We start from the raw sequence: 17519 nt of genomic DNA, 5'->3' as shown, positions 1-17519 counted from the left end.
GGAAAGACGCAAGCAAGATGGGCCCCGGCGAACTGGAACTGGTGCTGGCCCTGATCCGCGGCCGCACCCTGCACGGCGCCGCCGAACGGCTGGGCGTGGACGCCTCCACCGTGTTCCGCGCGATCCGGCGCCTGGAAAAGGCGCTGGGCGAAACCCTGTTCGACCGCGGCCGCCACGGCTATGTGCCGACGCCGCTGGCCCTCGAGCTTGGCGGTCATGCGGAACGCATCGAATCGCAGCTGCAGGAAGCGCGCGCCGCCGCCACCGGCAGCAGCGGAGCGCCGAGCGGCGTGCTGCGCGTGAGCACCACCGACACCATCCTGCACCGCCTGCTGCTGCCGCTGGCGGCGCGCTTCGCCCAGCTCTATCCCGGCATCGAACTGGAGCTGGTCGCCACCAACCAGCTGGCCAACCTGAGCCGGCGTGAGGCGGACGTCGCCATCCGCGCGACCCGCAAGCCGCCCGAGCACCTGGTGGGCGTGAAACTGGGGCTGCTGCGGGCGGCGGTCTTCGCCAGCAAGTCCTATCTGGCGCAGGGCAAGCCGTATCCCGATGGTGTCGACTGGATCGCCCTCGACGACAGCCTGCCCGACCATCCGTCGCAAGCCTGGCGCCGCCAGCGCTTCCCCAAGCTGCCCGTGCGCCACCGCGTCAACAGCGTGATGTCGGTGGCGGGCGCGGTCATGGCCGGCATGGGCGTGGGCGTGGCGCCGTTGTTCATGTTCGAGGGCGAGCCGCAAGTCGAGATCGTCGAGGGCCCGCTGGACGAGCTGGATACCGAGCTGTGGTGCCTGGCGCATCCGGATGCGCGCGAGCTGCAGCGGGTCAAGCTGTGGTTTGCCTTCCTGCGGGAACACGTTCAGCTGCCCAAAGCCTGAAAAACCCCATAGAATAGGTTGATCTACGGAATCAACTCAATCCTTCCCCGCCAGCCATGCACCCGGACACCCTTTTATTCGCCGCCCCCGCCAGCCTGATTCCCACCATCGTCGCCGCCATCTTCGGCCTGCTGATCGGCAGCTTCCTGAACGTGGTGGTGCACCGCCTGCCGATCATGCGCCAGCGCGAGATCGACAACTACATCGCGGACAAGGACGGCAAGCCGCTGCCGCATCCGGACCGCTACAACCTGATGGTGCCGCGCTCCGCCTGCCCGCACTGCGGCCACCAGATCACGGCGCTGGAAAACATCCCCATCGTCAGCTGGCTGGCCCTGCGCGGCAAATGCAGCGCCTGCAAGGCGCCGATCTCGGCCCGCTATCCGATCGTCGAAGCGGTCACCGGCATCCTGTCAGGGCTGCTGATCTGGCATTTCGGCAGCGGCTGGGCGGGCCTGGCGACGCTGGTCTTCACCTATCTCTTGATCGCGATGACGCTGATCGACGTCGACCACAAGGAACTGCCGGACGATCTCACCTACCCGCTGCTGTGGCTGGGCCTCCTGATCAACCTGGACGGCAACTTCGTGCCGCTGCGCGAAGCGGTGCTCGGCGCCGCCGGGGGGTACCTGTTCCTATGGGCCGTCGCGCGCCTGTATGAGCTGGTGCGCGGGCAGATCGGCATGGGCGATGGCGACTTCAAGCTGCTGGCAGCGCTGGGCGCCTGGTTCGGCTGGAAGATGCTGCCGACCATCATCATCCTGTCCTCCTTCGTCGGCGCCGCCATCGGCGTCACCATGATCCTGATCGGCAGGACGAAAAAGGGCCAGCACATCCCCTTCGGCCCCTATCTGGCCGGCGCTGGTATGATCGCGCTCTTCTACGGACCGGAACTGACGCGCCTGGCGATCGGCATGGCGCAGCCCTGACATGGACAAGCAGGATCCCCTACGCTTCAGCGTCGGCCTGACCGGCGGCATCGGCTGCGGCAAGACCACCGTGGCCGACCTGTTCGCCGCGCGCGGCGCCGCGGTCATCGACACCGACCAGATCGCGCACTCGCTGACGGCGCCGGGAGGTGCGGCCATGCCCGCCCTGCTAGAGGAATTCGGCGCGGACTTCGCCACGCCGGACGGCGCCATGGACCGCGCGAAGATGCGCGCCCTGGTATTTGCCGACCCCGGCGCGCGGGCCCGCCTGGAAGCCATCCTGCACCCGAAAATCCGCGAAGCCACCGCCGCCGCCGCCCTGCTGGCGAGCGGCCCCTACGTGATGTTCGTGGTGCCGCTGCTGATCGAGTCCGGCACCTGGCGCGAACGGGTGGCGCGGGTGCTGGCGATCGATTGTCCGGAAGAAGTGCAGATCGCGCGCGTCATGGCGCGCAACGGCCTGCCGGAAGCCCAGGTGCGCGCCATCATGGCGGCTCAGGTCACGCGCGCCCAGCGCCAGGCCGCCGCCGACGATCTCATCCTCAACGACGACGGCCTGGATGCGCTCTTGCCCCAGGTGGAACGCCTGCACGCCTTTTATCTTGACGAAGCGGCAAGATTAGCGAGCCAGCCGAACGAGCGTTTGTAATTTTGCCCACGATGGTTCAGAATCACGTGGTCGCGCCAGCCTACGCCGAGAGGAATGCCACTTTGATCGTCTACGAATACCCATTCAACGAGCGGATTCGCACGTTGTTGCGGCTCGAGGACCTGTACGAGAAATTCAAGTTCTTTGTAAACCAGGAGCATCCTCTGCAGCACCACGTCGCCCTCGCGACGATCTTCGACATGCTGGAAGTGGCAGGCCGCGCGGACCTCAAGTCCGACCTGCTGCAGGAACTCGAACGCCAGAAGCAAAGCCTGCTGAGCTACCGCAGCAATCCCGCGGTCGCCGCCGAGGCGCTCGACGCCGTGCTGGCCGAGCTCGATACCGTCAGCAATGCCCTCGTCAACGCCCAGGGCAAGACCGGCCAGAACGTGCGCGACAACGAATGGCTGATGAGCATCCGCGGCCGCACCGTGATGCCGGGCGGCGCCTGCGAATTCGACCTGCCCTCCTACTACGCCTGGCAGCAGCGTTCCGCCGAGCAGCGCTACGCCGACATCTCGGCCTGGTTCGCGCCGCTGGCGCCGCTGTTCGACGCCCTCGCCCTGGTGCTGCGCCTGCTGCGCGATTCCGGCGGCCCGGTCAAGATGATCGCCGTGGCCGGCAGCTACCAGCAGATGCTGCAGGGGAAGGTGTACCAGATGCTGCGCCTGTCGATCGACGAGAACCTGGGCGCGATCCCGGAAATCTCGGCCAACAAATACATGCTGTGGGTGCGCTTCACGAGCCAGGGCGGGGACCTGAAACCCAAGCCGCTCGAAGACGATGTACCATTCGAGCTCACCCTCTGTAACTTCTGAATGTAAGTCATGACCGTCGTCGCCTGCCCCACCTGCGGCAAAAAAGTTGAATGGACTCCCGCGAACAAGTTCCGGCCATTCTGCTCCGAACGCTGCAAGCAAATCGATCTCGGCGCCTGGGCCGAGGAAAAGTACACGATCCCGGGCGCCACGCCCAGCGATGCCCAGGACGATCCGCTGGCCGACCAGTAAGCTCATCCTTTGAAAGGGTTCAGCAATGCCGCTCGTTACCCTCACCGTCCGCAAGCCGAAGAGCCCTGAATTCAAGGGCAAGGTGCTCGACGCCGTGCACGCCAGCCTGGTCTCGACCGGCGTGCCCGACACCGACAAGTTCCAGCGCGTGCTGGAGCTCGATGCGGACGACTTCCGTTTCGATTCTTCCTACCCCGACCTTGCCGGCGCGCGCACGGACGACTTCGTGCTGATCGAGATCCTGTGGTCGGTCGGCCGCAGCGTGAAGGTCAAGAAGAAGCTGCTGGCCGAGCTGATGGACCGCCTGCGCACGGCCGGGCTGGACCCGGAAAACGTGATGGTGGTGTTCAAGGAAACCAGCTGGGAAAACTGGGCGTTCGCGGGCGGCCGCATCCTGCATACATGAGGCGCGGGCCGGCGTCCCGGCTTGCGCTGGCCGCGATCCGCGGCTACCAGCGCTGGGTCTCGCCGTACAAGGGATTTCGCTGCGCCCTGTGCGCCGTGACGGGCGGCGAAAGCTGTTCCAACTACGGCTTCCGGGTCATCGAACGTTTCGGCTTGCAGCGCGGACTGGGCTTGCTGGACCGGCGGCTGGCATTGTGCGGCTATGTGCGCCGGACTTTCGTGGCTGCGCGTCCGGCGCCGGCCGTGCGCAATCCCTGGCGCCATCAAGAACAGGGAGAATGCGACACCGACTGCATTACGCCCTGCGATGGAGACTGCTCCTGGGAATGGGGCGAGACACGCCGCCGTGAGCAGGAGAGGAAGCGCAGCAAAGCCGACATGGACGCGGCGGCACGCCGAATCGCAAGGAACAAGAAAAAGCAGCCGCCGACGCCAAAATGAGCGGACTGCTATAGTCGCCGTTCACCTTCTCAGGAGCGCGCGATGCAGAAACGAAAACTCGGCAATCTGGAAGTCTCGGCCCTCGGCCTCGGCTGCATGGGCATGACCCACGCCTACGGCCAGGCGCCGGACAGGCAGGCGATGATCTCCCTGCTGCGCAGCGCGGTCGAGCGTGGCGTTACCTTCTTCGATACGGCCGAGGTCTACGGTCCTTTCAACAATGAAGAACTGGTCGGCGAGGCGCTGGCGCCGCTGCGCGACCAGGTCGTGATCGCCACCAAGTTCGGCTTCGCCCCCGATCCGAGCGGCGGCCCGCGCTGGAGTGGCCTGGACAGCCGCCCGGAACACATCCGCGCCGTCACCGAAGCCTCTCTCAAGCGCCTGAAAACGGACAGCATCGACCTGCTCTACCAGCACCGCGTCGACCCGAACGTGCCGATCGAAGACGTGGCCGGCACGGTCAAGGAGCTGATCAAAGAAGGCAAGGTGAAGCACTTCGGCCTGTCCGAAGCCGGCCCCGACACCATCCGGCGTGCGCACGCGGTGCAGCCCGTGACCGCGCTACAAAGCGAATATTCGTTGTGGACGCGCGAACCGGAAGCGGAGATCCTGCCGCTGCTGGAAGAACTCGGCATCGGCTTCGTGCCTTTCAGCCCGCTCGGACGCGGCTTCCTGACCGGGAAGATGGACGAGACCACGCAGTTCGACAGCAATGACTTCCGCAACAGCCTGCCGCGCTTCACGGCCGAAGCGCGGAAAGCGAACCAGACGCTGGTGGATCTGCTGGGCCGGGTGGCGCAGCAGAAAGGCGCAAGCCCGGCGCAGGTGGCGCTGGCCTGGCTGCTGGCGCAAAAGCCGTGGATAGCCCCGATTCCAGGCACCACCAAGCTGAACCGGCTGGACGAAAACCTCGACGCGGTTTCCCTTGCACTGACGCCTGGAGACTTGGCCGAGATCGATGAGGCGGCATCGAAGATCACCGTGCAGGGCGCGCGTTATCCCGAAGATCTGGCAAGGATGGCCAAAGGCTAAACAAACCTTGGCTTGAGTGAGGTCAAGGCCGCGTCAGCCCTTGCGATTATTCTGGTTTCCCCGAGGCAACTTTTTTGGAGATTCCAGTGCAAACTCACTTACGCTTGTCCCATGTCGTGCTGGCCGCCCTGGCCAGCCTGCCCCTGCTCGCCCAGGCGGCGCCGAAGCCCGCCTATGAACCGGTCGCGCTGGTCCCTTTCACGCCGGGCCAGGGCTCCGGCGTGGCGCTGGTGGTCAACAACCAGGGCCTTGTGTGCGGCATGTGGACCGGCCCCACCGGCGCCTTCTGCTGGCGTGACGGCCAGCTGACCGAGCTGCAGCCCCTGCCCGGCGACGACCAGGTCGGCGTCTCGGGGATCAACGCGCGCGGCCAGGTGGTGGGCTACTCGCAATCGACCGTGAGCTTCCAGCGCCGCGCCGTCGTGTTCGTCGATGGCCTGGCCCATGAAGTCCCCATCCCGCAGGCCACGGATGCGAATGCGTCCGACATTAACAATGCCGGCGATATCGTGGGCCGCTATACGGCCCGGAACGGCGACACCATGGCCTTCCTGTTCCGGCATGGCGAAGTGCAGGACCTCGGCACGCTAGGCCAGGTCAACCGGAACAGCGTTGCCGAAGGCATCGACAACCGCGGGCAGATCGTCGGCATCTCCACCATCGACACCCCGACCCCGGTCGGCAACTTCCAGACGCGCGCCTTCCTTTATCAGCAGGGCGCGATGACGGCGCTCCCCACGCCCGCCGGCTACGGCAGCGTCGCCTCGCGGATCAACGAACGCGGACAGGTGATCGGACGCCTGGAGCGCAACGACGGCTCCTTCGAGGACTACCGCGCCGCGCTCTGGGACAAGGGACAGGTGCAGGTCCTGCTGGACCAGGCTTCCGACGCGCGCGGCATCAACAACCGCGGCCAGGTGGTGGGCGCCGTGCTGACCGGCAGCGGCGGCTTCTTCTACGAGCCGGGCAAGGGCGTGCGCAGCCTGAACGACTTGATCGACACCTCGACCGGGTGGAACATCGTGTATGCGCAGGCGATCAATGAGCGCGGGCAGATCGTCGGTTTCGGCTGCAAGGGGGATTTGTGCGGGCCGGTGTTGATGAATCCGGCAGGGCATTGAAAGCGACGCAGCGCCGCTCGTTTAGTCAGCGAAAAATAAACTGATCCCAAAACGTGAAACTTCGTTGAGCTCATCGGCCTCCTCTGTATAAATTGCCGGTAGTCCACCCGCAATGGAAGAGGCCATGAGCACAACTCTCGCACACCTTCGCTGTCGTGTCATCCTGGCCGCCATCGCGGCATTCATCGGCCCCGGCGCCGCCCATGCGCAAAAGGCCGTCGATCTCGCCAATCCCCTGGTCGGCAGCGCGCCTCTCGACCAGCAGGCCTTGATCGGCAACGCGCCGCCGGCCGGCGAGCTGCTGTATTCGGGCCTGACCTCGCCAGGCGCGCGTCTCCCGCAAAGCAAGACCGAGGCGGCGCCGGTCAACGTCAACGTCGACCTCAGCTATCCCATGGGCGTCGACACAAACTACGCCTATGCCAATCCGACCATGATCGGCTTCACCGGCGGCGGCTCGGCCTATGGCGCGCAGGCCGCGCCCATCATCATGCCGGTGGTGGGCGACTGGACCGTGCCGCCGAGCTATACCGAGGCCTGGTACGACAAGAAGAGCGAGAAAGCCTCGCCCGGCTATTACAAGGTCGACCTCACCAGCTTCCGCACCCGGGTGGAACTGACGGTGACGCGCTCGACCAGCCTGATGCGCTTCACTTTCCCCGCCACCCAGCGCGCCAATGTCGTCATCGACCTGCGCCGCGCCGGCGGCAAGGTCGATGTGATCGGAGACCGCAAGATCGTCGGCCTGTCAGCGCGCGAGGACAAGAACGCGGCCGCGGACGGCCCCTGGTTCGTCGCCGAGTTCTCGCGTCCCTTCACCGGCTTCGGCACCTTCCGCGCGGTCCACGACAACCAGTGGAACACGCTCGGCGACAAGGACGTCGAGGCCGACCGCCGCACGGTCTCCGGCGGCAACGCGGGCGCCTACGTCACGTTCGCGACCAAAGCGGGCGAGCAGGTGCTGATGCGGATCGCCCACGGCTACAGCGCCGCCGAAGCAGAACAGCGCCTGCGCGCCGAATCGCCGGATTGGGATTTCGAGCGCATGCACGCGCAGGCGCGCGCCGCCTGGTCCCGGCTGTTCGACCGCGTCGAAGTCCGCGGCGGTACACCCAAGCAGCGCATGCTGTTCTATTCGACCCTGTACCACTCCTTCGCCAGCCCGTGGCTGGTTGCACGCAAGGGCGAGCCCTTCACAGGCGCCGATGGCCATACCGAAACGGCCGTCTACGACCATTACGGGCCAGTCCCGTTCTGGGATACTGGCCGTAACCAGATCGCGCTGCTGATGCTGCTGGAGCCGGAGGTCGTGCGCGACATCATGCATTCCGAACTCGACATGGCCCGCGAGCGCGGCTACATGAACACCTCCTTCCACGGCGACCACGCGGTGCTCCTCTACGACGGCGCGATGCGGCGCGGGATCCCCTTCGACTACGCCGCCGCGTATGAGTACCTGCGCAAGAACGCGATGGATCCCAAGGGTCCGCGCGGCTACCTGGCCGAATACATGCAGAACGGCTGGATCTCGGACATCATCCCGCCGGGTAATCCCAGCCCGCCCTACGCCGGCGGCAAGGCCGGCGTCGCCAAGACCCTGGAATATGCCTGGGACGACTTCGCGCTGTCCGACATGGCGCGCCGGCTCGGCAAGCTGGACGATGCGGAGATGTTCCTGGGTCGCGCTGCCAACTACCGCAAGGTCTTCGATGCGTCGGTGGGCTTCATGCGCGGCCGTACCGGGGACGGCAAGTGGATCTCTCCCTTCGACCCGGGCGAGCCCTATTACAACTTCATGATGAAGGAAGCCTCGGGCTGGTCGACGCTGTGGCTGGTGCCGCAGGACATGCACGGCTTGATCGGCCTGCTCGGCGGACCCGCCGCCTTCAACGCCAAGCTGGACGCCTTCTTCACCACGCCTTACAAACCCAAGGGCATCTGCCGCGACTGCACCGGTATGATCGGCCAATACGTGCAGGGCAACCAGCCGGACCAGCAGGCGCCCTACCTGTATGCCTGGAGCGGCCAGCCCTGGAAGACGCAGGCGCTGGTGCGCCGCATTCTCGACCGCCTGTACGGCAGCGACGCCACCGGCTACGCCTATCCCGGCATGGACGACCAGGGTTCGACCTCGTCCTGGTATGTCATGAGCGCGATGGGTTTCTATCCGGTCGATCCTTCGACCTCCGACTACATCCTGGGCAGCCCGATCTTCGACCAGGTTCGCCTCCGCCTGGGCAATGGGAAGGTGTTCGAGATCGTCGCGCGCAACAACTCGGCCCGCAACATGTACATCCAGTCAGCCACCTTCAATGGCAAGCCCTTGACCAAACCGTGGTTCAGCCAGGCCGACATCGCCAACGGCGGCACGTTCGTGTTCACCATGGGCCCGGAGCCGAACAAGCGCTGGGGCGCGGATCCGCGGCAGGCGCCGCCGTCGATGTCGTGGAACGGGGCGGGACAGTGATCCAGCTCGCCGGACTCAGGAGGCTGAGCCAAGTTCCTCGAGGCGCTTGCGGATGTCGGCCTGCACTTCCGGGTCCTGCTTGCGTGCGCGCAGTTTCTCGAGGATGAGGATCTGGGCCCGGGTCAAGGCCTCCGCGGCAGGCACGGCCACATCGGGCGCCACGCCCACGCCTTCCCAATCCTTGAGCGTGACCGGATCGCGCGCCGTGGAGTTTGGCACCATCAGTGCAAGACGGGTATTGATCGGCTTGATGAGCGAAGGATGCGCGCCGCCGCGCGTCGTTTCACCGACGATCACCGCGCGCTTCAGGTTTTTCAGGGCGAAGGCCAGGCCCTCGGCTGCCGAAAACGTCTTCTTGCTGGTGAGGATGTAGACTTCATTGTCTGCGCCAGAACGGCTGCCCGGCACGGCCGGCGACGTCCACTGCTGCTCGATGACATTCCCTTCGCGCGTGTAGAGGTCGGCGATATGTGTCCGTTTATCGAAGAAATAACTCGCCAGCAGAGGCACCGCATCGGTGGTGCCGCCGCCGTTCTCGCGCAGGTCGATGATGAGGGCATCCGTGTTGGCCAGCAGCGTCATGGCCGCGCCGATGGCCGGTCCCGACTCGGCCGCGGACGCGAAGAAGCGCGTTTTCAGGTAGCCGATATTGCCGGGCAGGCGCTCGACACGTTCGATTCCATAATTCTCTTCACGCAGCTTTTCCCGCATGCGTGCCTGCTGTTGCGCGAGGGTCGGCGCCGGGTTGGCCTTGGCGCCTTCCGCCGCCGGCTCCGCCCTGTACAGCAAGCGCAGGTGCGGGTCTTTCGTCACGTCCAGCATCGTCGCCGTGACGCTCTTGGCAAACGCTTCGTCGCTGTCCGCCTTGCCGAAGTCCGCGCGGCGCAAGACGGGGTCCAGCTTGCGGGCCTTGTCAAGATCGATATAGGAGGTGTTCAGTTGCTTGACGATGCTTTGGATGATGGCGGCCCGTTCGGCGGCCGGGCCGGTCTCGGCGCGCGCCGGCGAGATGCACAACAGGGCGGAAAGCAGGATGACATGGCGATACACGGCAGGCTCCATTCGCAAGTGTCAGACAAACTTGTCTGGTCCTAGCGAGGATAAGTCACCTAGACATCGATGTCTACATTAATTATCCGGGTAGCGCACCTTGTCGAGCCACTCCAGCAGCGGAATCGTCGCCGGCAGCAGCGGACTCACCGAATACCCGCCCTGCCACGCAAACGCCTGGCCTTCCAGGCTTTGCGGCTCGCCGGTCCACTCGCGGCTGATGTAGAAGTACAGCCGCACGTGCGCATGTTCGTAGACGTGTTCGACGCAGCACCAGGGTTCGGCGCTGAGCACCTGCACGCCCAGCTCCTCGACGAATTCGCGTTGCAGGGCGTGGAAGATGTCCTCGCCCTGCTCCACTTTCCCGCCCGGGAATTCCCAGTAGCCGGCATAGGGCTTGCCTTCGGGGCGCTGGCCCAGCAGCACGTCGCCGTTCTCGCGCATCAGGATACCGACCGCGACGTCAATCGGCTTTTTGACTTCAGACATCCACTTGCTCCTGCACTGGCGCGGGCGGCAGCTTGCCCGCGTAATCCTTGGCGAACTGCCAGGCCACGCGGCCCGAACGCGAGCCGCGGCCCAGCGCCCAGCGCAGGGCGTCCGCGCGCGCCGCCTCGATCTGCGCCGGCGAGCAGCCGAAGCTGTGCAGCCAGTGCGCGACGATGTCGAGGTAGTCGTCCTGCTTGAACGGATAAAAAGATAGCCACAGCCCGAAGCGCTCGGACAGCGAGATCTTTTCCTCGACGGTCTCGCCGGGATGCAGGTCGCCGTCGTCACCGTGGCTGTAGCCGGCGTTATCCGACATCTTTTCCGGCATCAGGTGGCGCCGGTTCGAGGTCGCGTAGATCAGCACATTGTCCGACTGCGCCGCGATGCTGCCGTCCAGCGCCACCTTCAGCGCCTTGTAGCCGGCCTCGCCCTCTTCGAAACTGAGGTCGTCGCAGAAGATCACGAAGCGCTCCGGGCGCCCCGCCACCAGGTCGACGATGTCCGGCAGGTCGGCCAGATCCGCCTTGTCGACTTCGATCAGGCGCAGGCCCTGGCTGGCGAAGCCGTTCAGGCAGGCCTTGATCAGTGACGATTTACCGGTGCCGCGCGCACCCGTCAGCAGCACGTTGTTGGCGGGGCGGCGCGCCACGAACTGGCGGGTGTTCTGCTCGATCTCTGCCTTCTGGCGGGCGACGTGCTGCAGGTCGTCCAGCTTGATGATCGATGCGTGCAGCACCGGCTGCAGATACTTGCCCGGATTGGCACCGCCGCCGGGCCGCTTGCGCCAGCGAAAGGCGGAGCTGCGCCCCCACTCGGTCTCACGCGGCACTGCGGGCGGCAGCATCGCCTCAACCCTGGCGAGCAGGCTTTCGGCGCGATGCAGGAATTGCTCCAACTGGTTCATCAGGAACGATAGTCGGCGTTGATCGAGACGTAGTCGTGCGACAGGTCGCAGGTCCAGACGGTGCTGTTCGCATTGCCGCGGCCCAGCTCCACGCGTACCAGGATCTCCGCCTTCTTCATCACGCGCTGGCCGTCTTCTTCCTTATATTCCGGGTTGCGGCCGCCGGCCTTCGCCACCAGCACGTCGTCCAGGTAGAGGTCCAGCTTGCTGGTGTCGAGGTCGTCCACGCCGGCGTAGCCGATCGCGGCCAGGATGCGGCCCAGGTTCGGGTCGGAGGCGAAGAAGGCGGTCTTCACCAGCGGCGAGTGGGCGATCGAATACGCGATCTTGCGGCACTCTTCCATGTCGCGGCCCTGCTCCACCGAGATGGTGATGAATTTGGTGGCGCCTTCGCCGTCGCGGATGATCTGCTGCGCCAGGTGGGTCGAGATGCCGGTGACGGCGTCGCGCAGGGCGGCGTAGTCCGGGCTGTCGGTCGAATCGATGACCAGCGAACCGGTACCGGTCGCCATCAGGATGAAGGAGTCGTTGGTCGAGGTGTCGCCGTCGATGGTGATGCAGTTGAAGGAGCGGTCGGCGGCGTAGCGCACCAGTTCGTCCAGCACCGGCTGGGCGACTTTTGCGTCGAAGGCCAGGTAACCCAGCATGGTCGCCATGTTCGGCTTGATCATGCCGGCGCCCTTGCTGATGCCGGTCATCGTGACGGTGTGGCCGCCGATGGTGGTGGTGAGCGAAGCCGCCTTCGGCTGGGTGTCGGTGGTCATGATGGCTTCCGCCGCATTGAACCAGTTGTCCTGCTTCAGGTTCGAGACCGCGGCCGGCAGCGCGGCGACGATCTTCTGCACCGGCAGCTGTTCCAGGATCACGCCGGTGGAGAACGGCAGCACCTGCTGGGCGTCGATGCCGAGCAGGCGCGCGGCTTCCTCGCAGGTGGTGCGGGCGCTTTGCAGGCCCTGCTCGCCGGTGGCGGCGTTGGCGTTGCCGGTGTTGACCACCAGCGCGCGGATCGGCTTGCCACCCTTGGACACGGCCTCCAGATTGGCCTTGCTCACCTGGACCGGCGCGGCGCAGAAGCGGTTCTTGGTGAATACGCCGGACACGGTCGCGCCCTCGGCGAGTTTCATCAGCAGCACGTCCTTGCGGTTCGGCTTCTTGATGCCGGCTTCGGCGAAGCCGATGTCGATGCCATTCACGGGTTTCAGCTCACTGGCGACAGGCAGGGGAGAATTGACGGCCATGGTGTTCTCTACTCTCAAAGATGGAAAGATTGACTAATCCGTTATTGTACCGCCAGCCGCCGCAGGGCAGCGCCGCTCCGCTGTTAATGACTTTTTAAGCCGGGTCGTTAATAATTAGAAAGATTACAAGGATCGGACCCGTCCCGTGAAAACTGCGCTTACCACCTCGCTGCTGGCGGCTTCGCTGCTGGCCGTCCCTGCCACCGCGGCAGACAGCAAACCCGTCAGGCCGGCGCCCGGCCCGGTCGCGGACGCCATGCAGTCCGCCATAGGCGAAATGCAGCTGGCCCAGGACCCGCGCCAGCCCCTGCCCGTCCAGCTGGACAAGATGGGAAGCGTCCAGTACAGCCCCGAGACCTCGGCCAAGCTGCGCAATGTGTTCGGCAACGACAAGCCGTTCACGGTCGAGCGCCAGCAGCCCAAACCGGGGCGCCTGGCCTACCGCCTGCGCCTGCAGCCGCTGCACTATGCGGGCCAGGACAATTCGCGCGTGGACTGGGACGAGGCGCTGGTCGACTTCGACATGGACAATGCCGGCAAGGCCGTCGATTTTTCGGGACAGTGGAACACGATTGCCGCTGAAGACCCGACCATGCGCCTGAGCGCCGAAGGCATCACGCTGACCGGCCACCAGCGCCGCAGCGCGGACAGGCTCTGGTTCGGCAATGGCCAGCTGCGCATCGCCCGCGTGCACGGCGAGACCCCGCAGAAGCCGAGCGCCGGCATGGACTTCAGCATGGATGACCTGCGCGTGAACTGGCGCACCACGGAGCGCCCGAAGACCGTCGACATGCAGTTCCAGCAGCGCATTGGCAGCATCTCGGCCGGCGGCGAAAAGGTCGAGGACGTGCGCTTCGACATGCGCATCGTGAACGTCGACCGCGCAGCCATGGTGGCGCTGCAGGCCGCCGGCGAGCGCCAGCGCGAGCAGCTCAAGACGATGACGCCCGAGCAGAAGCTGGCGGCAATGAAGCCGATGCTGCAAACGATGGGCAAGGCCGCCATCGTGCGCGGCTCGGCCATCGAGATCGACGAGATCAGCGCCCGCTTCCACGGCAACAAGGCCAGCATCCGCGGCCGCATCGGTACGGCCGGCGCGGTCGAGGCCGACCTGCAGGACGTGACGAAGCTGGTGAAGAAGATCGTGGCCCGCTTCGAGATCCGGGTGCCGGTGGCGATCGTGCGCGACGTCAGCGGTGTCGTTGCCGCTCGCCAGTCGCAGCAGCAAGGCACGCCGCCGAACGGGATGAGCGTGGCCCAGCTCGGGCAGACCATGACGGATGTCGTGGTCGGCAAGCTGCTCGGCGCCGGCTATGCGAAACTGGAAAACGACGTACTGGTCTCGACCGTCGAATTCCGCAACGGCAAGCTGAGCGCCAACGGCAAGGAAATCGCCCTGCCGCAGGTGGCGCCGGCGGCCCGGCCCCCGACCGGCCAGGCGCCGGCCGCGGTGCAGCGCTCGAACCTGCCGCCGGGCGCGCTGCAGGCCCGCCGCATCGAGGACAGCTGCCGCCTACCGGACTATCCTGTGGAGGTGGTGCGCCAGGACCAGCCGCTGCGCGCCAGCTTTGCCTACCGCGTCGACGCCGCAGGCAAGGTGCACGAGGTGCGCGTGGCGGCGCCCAGCGGCTTCCCGGACTGGGACCAGGCCGCGCTCGAAGCGCTGGGACAGTGCCGCTACATCCCGGCCCTGCAGGATGGCAAGCCGATCGATCTGCAGATGAGCTGGAGCCTGGTGCGCGAAGCCGGCAGCAAGCGGCCGCGCGACCCGAATCCGGCGCCCTGATCTGCCCTGAACCGAGCCCTGAACGGAGATGCCATGACCGAAACCCAACGCAGCGTTTTGAGCGCCTGTTTTTCGCTGGCGATCATCCTGTTCGCCCTGTTCGTGACCCAGCGCTTCGTGCTGCCGCTGCTGTGGGCCGCGATCCTGTGCATCGCCACCTGGCCGCTCTACCTGCGCGCGCTGCGCGCACTGGGCGGGCGCGAGATCCTGGCCGCGGCCCTGGTGACCATCCTGGCGGCGCTGGTCTTCATCACGCCGCTGGCGCTGGGCGTGAGCCAGGCTGCGCACCAGGCGCCGGCGCTGGCCCAGCTGGTGGCCAAGACCAACACCGAGGGCCTGGCGGCGCCCGAATGGCTGCACCGGATCCCGATGGCCGGCGACGCCGTCTACAACTGGTGGCAGGCCACGCTGGGCCAGCCGCACGGCCTGGCGCACCTGCTGCAGGACGGCTCGGTGGGCCACATGCAGTCGGCCAGCGAAGTGCTCAAGCGGGTCGGCAGCGGCACCCTGCACCGCCTGATCGACATCGGCTTCGCCTTCCTCTGCCTGTTCTTCTTCTACAAGGACGGCCACGCGCTGCAGGGCCAGACGAATGCCCTGGGCGCCCACCTGATCGGCGCCGAGCGCTGGAGCCTGTACTCGCTGAAGGTGCCGACCGCGGTGCGCGCCACCGTCAACGGCCTGGTGCTGGTCGGCCTGGCCGAGGGCTTCCTGCTCGGCATCGGCTACCAGATCGCCGGCGTGCCCTCGGCGGTGCTGTGGGCGGCCGCCACCGGCGTGCTGGCCATCATCCCCTTCGGCGCGCCGCTGGCCTTCGGCGCCGTCGCGCTTCTCCTGCTCTACGAGGGCAACGCCGCCGCGGCCGCGGCCATCGTCGCATGGGGCGCCATCGTGCTGTTCGTGGCCGACCACTTCGTGCGCCCGACCATCATCGGCAACGCCACCAAGCTGCCCTTCCTGGCGGTCTTGCTGGGCATCCTGGGCGGGGTCGAGACCCTGGGGCTGATCGGTCTGTTCGTCGGGCCAGTGGTAATGACCTTGTTCGTCACGCTGTGGCATGAGGAAAAGCGCTTCCGGGATGCGCCGCCCGAAACCTGCTGAGCGCCTCGGCCTTGCTCGGCAGATTCATGCATTGCATTGCCGAAAATGCATGATATGAAGTTATGAAACACTGTGAAAAATTGATGAATTTCAATTACACAAATATACATATACTGCTTCGTCACCGCTGAGCTCAGCAGTTTCATGGGCGGCCGGGACACACGTCCCGTGCCCGTCACGGGTCTATCCAATACGAGAATAGTGGAGAGAACCATGAAGCTGAAGAAGCTCACATTCCAAGCCTGCCTGCTGGCCGCCCTGGGCGCCGGCGTGGCAGCCCCGCCGGCACTGGCCGATGGCCCCAAGACCGGGCTCACGGTCCATGCCAAGCGCTACCAGCAGTATTTCAACGAAGCCTCGGCGGAATTCAATGTCCCGGTCGAGCTGCTCGAATCCATCGCCTATGCCGAAACCCGCTGGCACCCGCATGTCCCGAAAGGCATGCTGAAAAAGAACGGCGAACCCGAGGTCGAGGTGGACGCGCATGACGGCATGCCGCCCGCCTACGGCATCATGGGCCTGCGCGACGACAGCTACTTCGGCCACTCCCTGAGCCAGGGCGCCGCGCTGATCCGCGTCAGCCCGGAGCAGGCCGCGAGCGACACCCGCACCAACATCCGCGCCGCCGCCGCGCTGCTGTCCCAGCTCGGCGCGCGCAAGACCCGTGCCTTCCCGCTCGAAGACTGGGAGGACGCCGTGGCGAAATACAGCGGCATTCCGCAGCGCGAGATCGCCCAGATCTACACCTACGAGATCCTGACCGCGATCCGCCAGGGACGCGAAAGCGGCGAATTCAAGGTGAGCCAGAAGCACGTGGAAATGGAGAAGGTCTACGGCAAGGACAAGCTGCGCAAGCTGTCGGCGCGCCGCATCACGGTGGAAACCGGGGTCCCCGATCCGAAGATCTCGGTGCCCGATTTCGTCGATACGCCTGCCAAGAACAAATAACCGGAGACCAACCATGAAGAGCTCGAAAACGCGCCTGCTCGCAGGCCTGGCCCTTGCCGCATCCACCGTGCTGGCCCTGCCAACCCAGGCCTCGACCGACTACGGCCCCGCCATCTGGAACCCGGCCGCCAGCTGCAACTACACGGCCGGCCGCACCGCCTCCATCACCCACGTCACTATCCATACCACCCAGGGCTCGTACGCCTCGACCATCTCCTGGTTCCAGAATTGCAGCGCCCAGGTCAGCGCCCACTACGTGGTGCGTTCCTCCGACGGCCAGATCACCCAGATGGTGAACGAGAGCGACAAGGCCTGGCACGTCGGCACCTCGAACGGCTACACGGTCGGCATCGAGCACGAAGGCTACATCGACGATCCCGCCACCTGGTACACCAGCGCCATGTACAACGCCTCGGCGGCGCTGACGCGCGACATCCTGGCCTCGCGCGGCCTGGCGCAGAAGGTGTTCGACGGTACCGGCGGCTGGAACGCGGTGCCGGCGGATTCGATCTATGACGTCAAGGGCCACGTCAACTTCTCGAACCAGACCCACACCGATCCCGGCTCGGGCTGGAACTGGGCGACCTACAAGTCGCTGGTGGCGAACGGCTCGACCGGCGGCGGCGGCTCGACCACCAACCTGACCTGGCCGCTGGTCCAGTACGGGAACACGGGCGAGCGCGTGCGCACCATCCAGTACCTGCTGCAGCAATGGGGCTATACGGTCACCGCCAGCGGCACCTTCGACACCGCCACCCAGACCGCGGTGAAGAACTTCCAGAGCTCGCATGGCTTGAGCGCAGACGGCATCGTCGGCAACGCCAGCTGGCCGGCGCTGACCGTCGTCACCCAGCAGGGCGACTCCGGTGCCAAGGTGAAGGCGGTGCAGAGCCAGCTGAACGAGAGCGGCTACGGCCTGAGCGTGGACGGCATCTTCGGCGCCGGCACCAACTCGGCGGTCCGCAGCTTCCAGTCCAGCCAGGGTCTGGGCGTGGACGGCATCGTCGGCGACAATACCTGGAACAAGATGGTCTGGTAAGGCTTGACCCTCACGCCACGTGAGGCTCCAGA

18 protein-coding genes are annotated in these 17519 nt (G+C 65.9%); 14 read left to right on the top strand and 4 right to left on the bottom strand.

Annotated features, from left to right (window positions below):
* Nucleotides 1–17 precede the first annotated feature (17 nt).
* The 10 genes from AC07PE_RS13745 (at nt 18) to AC07PE_RS13700 (ending at nt 8932) form a co-directional block, all read left to right on the top strand.
* Nucleotides 18–878, top strand: coding sequence for a LysR family transcriptional regulator (locus AC07PE_RS13745; protein WP_498765266.1), 861 nt, complete (start codon nt 18–20; stop codon nt 876–878).
* Nucleotides 879–934: 56 nt separating this feature from the next.
* Complete coding sequence (locus AC07PE_RS13740; protein WP_498765264.1) at nt 935–1807, top strand: prepilin peptidase; 873 nt, start codon at nt 935–937, stop codon at nt 1805–1807.
* Between the two features lies 1 nt (nt 1808).
* Nucleotides 1809–2456 carry a dephospho-CoA kinase gene (gene coaE / locus AC07PE_RS13735; protein WP_498765262.1) on the top strand — a complete coding sequence of 216 codons (648 nt, stop codon included), beginning with the start codon at nt 1809–1811 and terminating at the stop codon, nt 2454–2456.
* A 62-nt stretch (nt 2457–2518) separates the two neighbouring features.
* Nucleotides 2519–3274: a cell division protein ZapD gene (gene zapD, locus AC07PE_RS13730; RefSeq protein WP_498766059.1), complete on the top strand. Its 756-nt coding sequence runs from the start codon at nt 2519–2521 to the stop codon at nt 3272–3274.
* Between the two features lie 9 nt (nt 3275–3283).
* Nucleotides 3284–3466, top strand: coding sequence for a DNA gyrase inhibitor YacG (gene yacG / locus AC07PE_RS13725; protein WP_498765260.1), 183 nt, complete (start codon nt 3284–3286; stop codon nt 3464–3466).
* A 25-nt stretch (nt 3467–3491) separates the two neighbouring features.
* Nucleotides 3492–3872 carry a tautomerase family protein gene (locus AC07PE_RS13720; RefSeq protein ID WP_498765258.1) on the top strand — a complete coding sequence of 127 codons (381 nt, stop codon included), beginning with the start codon at nt 3492–3494 and terminating at the stop codon, nt 3870–3872.
* Nucleotides 3869–4312, top strand: a complete 444-nt coding sequence (gene yidD / locus AC07PE_RS13715; RefSeq protein ID WP_498765256.1) for a membrane protein insertion efficiency factor YidD — start codon at nt 3869–3871, stop codon at nt 4310–4312. Before AC07PE_RS13720 ends, yidD begins: the two co-directional genes overlap by 4 nt.
* 42 nt (nt 4313–4354) lie before the next feature.
* Nucleotides 4355–5344, top strand: coding sequence for an aldo/keto reductase (locus tag AC07PE_RS13710; protein WP_498765254.1), 990 nt, complete (start codon nt 4355–4357; stop codon nt 5342–5344).
* 86 nt (nt 5345–5430) lie between these two features.
* Nucleotides 5431–6465 (top strand): hypothetical protein, encoded by a 1035-nt coding sequence (locus tag AC07PE_RS13705; protein WP_498765252.1) that lies wholly within the window; start codon nt 5431–5433, stop codon nt 6463–6465.
* A 124-nt stretch (nt 6466–6589) separates the two neighbouring features.
* Entirely contained in the window at nt 6590–8932 is a 2343-nt protein-coding gene (locus AC07PE_RS13700) for a GH92 family glycosyl hydrolase (RefSeq protein ID WP_498765250.1), read from the top strand.
* A 15-nt stretch (nt 8933–8947) separates the two neighbouring features.
* Here the strand turns inward: AC07PE_RS13700 and AC07PE_RS13695 are convergent, their stop codons facing one another.
* From AC07PE_RS13695 to argJ, 4 genes are all read right to left on the bottom strand, one after another.
* Nucleotides 8948–9982, bottom strand: a complete 1035-nt coding sequence (locus tag AC07PE_RS13695) for a S41 family peptidase (RefSeq protein WP_498765248.1) — start codon at nt 9980–9982, stop codon at nt 8948–8950.
* Nucleotides 9983–10060: 78 nt separating this feature from the next.
* Nucleotides 10061–10471, bottom strand: coding sequence for an NUDIX domain-containing protein (locus AC07PE_RS13690; RefSeq protein WP_498765246.1), 411 nt, complete (start codon nt 10469–10471; stop codon nt 10061–10063).
* Nucleotides 10464–11375, bottom strand: coding sequence for an ATP-binding protein (locus AC07PE_RS13685; RefSeq protein ID WP_498765244.1), 912 nt, complete (start codon nt 11373–11375; stop codon nt 10464–10466). The genes AC07PE_RS13690 and AC07PE_RS13685 overlap by 8 nt, the downstream gene beginning before the upstream one ends.
* Complete coding sequence (gene argJ, locus AC07PE_RS13680) at nt 11375–12613, bottom strand: bifunctional glutamate N-acetyltransferase/amino-acid acetyltransferase ArgJ (RefSeq protein WP_498765242.1); 1239 nt, start codon at nt 12611–12613, stop codon at nt 11375–11377. The genes AC07PE_RS13685 and argJ overlap by 1 nt, the downstream gene beginning before the upstream one ends.
* 145 nt (nt 12614–12758) lie before the next feature.
* On the opposite strand from argJ, the gene AC07PE_RS13675 reads away from it, so the two are divergent.
* The 4 genes from AC07PE_RS13675 to AC07PE_RS13660 all read left to right on the top strand — a co-directional run bounded on the left by AC07PE_RS13675 (nt 12759) and on the right by AC07PE_RS13660 (nt 17487).
* On the top strand, nt 12759–14399 hold the full coding sequence (locus AC07PE_RS13675) for a DUF945 family protein (protein ID WP_498765240.1): 1641 nt from the start codon (nt 12759–12761) through the stop codon (nt 14397–14399).
* 33 nt (nt 14400–14432) lie between these two features.
* On the top strand, nt 14433–15500 hold the full coding sequence (locus AC07PE_RS13670) for an AI-2E family transporter (RefSeq protein ID WP_498765238.1): 1068 nt from the start codon (nt 14433–14435) through the stop codon (nt 15498–15500).
* Nucleotides 15501–15713: 213 nt separating this feature from the next.
* Entirely contained in the window at nt 15714–16448 is a 735-nt protein-coding gene (locus tag AC07PE_RS13665; protein ID WP_498765236.1) for a transglycosylase SLT domain-containing protein, read from the top strand.
* Nucleotides 16449–16461: 13 nt separating this feature from the next.
* The gene (locus AC07PE_RS13660) at nt 16462–17487 is read left to right on the top strand and encodes a peptidoglycan recognition protein family protein (protein WP_498765234.1); all 1026 of its coding nucleotides are present in this window, start codon (nt 16462–16464) and stop codon (nt 17485–17487) included.
* Nucleotides 17488–17519: the final 32 nt, after the last annotated feature.

The sequence above is a fragment of the Telluria sp. GW821-FHT07G12 genome, from assembly GCF_059418525.1.
The sequence above is the reverse complement of the archived record's forward strand: the minus strand, read 5'-3'. Positions and strand labels throughout refer to the sequence as shown.

Excerpts from the sequence above, each read along its gene's own strand:
- AC07PE_RS13745 (WP_498765266.1), top strand. The coding sequence starts at position 18 with ATGGGCCCCGGCGAACTGGAACTGGTGCTGGCCCTGATCCGCGGCCGC.
- AC07PE_RS13700 (WP_498765250.1), top strand. The coding sequence starts at position 6,590 with ATGAGCACAACTCTCGCACACCTTCGCTGTCGTGTCATCCTGGCCGCC.
- AC07PE_RS13710 (WP_498765254.1), top strand. The coding sequence starts at position 4,355 with ATGCAGAAACGAAAACTCGGCAATCTGGAAGTCTCGGCCCTCGGCCTC.
- AC07PE_RS13740 (WP_498765264.1), top strand. The coding sequence starts at position 935 with ATGCACCCGGACACCCTTTTATTCGCCGCCCCCGCCAGCCTGATTCCC.
- AC07PE_RS13670 (WP_498765238.1), top strand. The coding sequence starts at position 14,433 with ATGACCGAAACCCAACGCAGCGTTTTGAGCGCCTGTTTTTCGCTGGCG.
- yidD (WP_498765256.1), top strand. The coding sequence starts at position 3,869 with ATGAGGCGCGGGCCGGCGTCCCGGCTTGCGCTGGCCGCGATCCGCGGC.
- yacG (WP_498765260.1), top strand. The coding sequence starts at position 3,284 with ATGACCGTCGTCGCCTGCCCCACCTGCGGCAAAAAAGTTGAATGGACT.
- coaE (WP_498765262.1), top strand. The coding sequence starts at position 1,809 with ATGGACAAGCAGGATCCCCTACGCTTCAGCGTCGGCCTGACCGGCGGC.
- AC07PE_RS13685 (WP_498765244.1), bottom strand. The coding sequence starts at position 11,375 with ATGAACCAGTTGGAGCAATTCCTGCATCGCGCCGAAAGCCTGCTCGCC.
- argJ (WP_498765242.1), bottom strand. The coding sequence starts at position 12,613 with ATGGCCGTCAATTCTCCCCTGCCTGTCGCCAGTGAGCTGAAACCCGTG.
- AC07PE_RS13660 (WP_498765234.1), top strand. The coding sequence starts at position 16,462 with ATGAAGAGCTCGAAAACGCGCCTGCTCGCAGGCCTGGCCCTTGCCGCA.
- AC07PE_RS13690 (WP_498765246.1), bottom strand. The coding sequence starts at position 10,471 with ATGTCTGAAGTCAAAAAGCCGATTGACGTCGCGGTCGGTATCCTGATG.
- AC07PE_RS13720 (WP_498765258.1), top strand. The coding sequence starts at position 3,492 with ATGCCGCTCGTTACCCTCACCGTCCGCAAGCCGAAGAGCCCTGAATTC.
- AC07PE_RS13665 (WP_498765236.1), top strand. The coding sequence starts at position 15,714 with ATGAAGCTGAAGAAGCTCACATTCCAAGCCTGCCTGCTGGCCGCCCTG.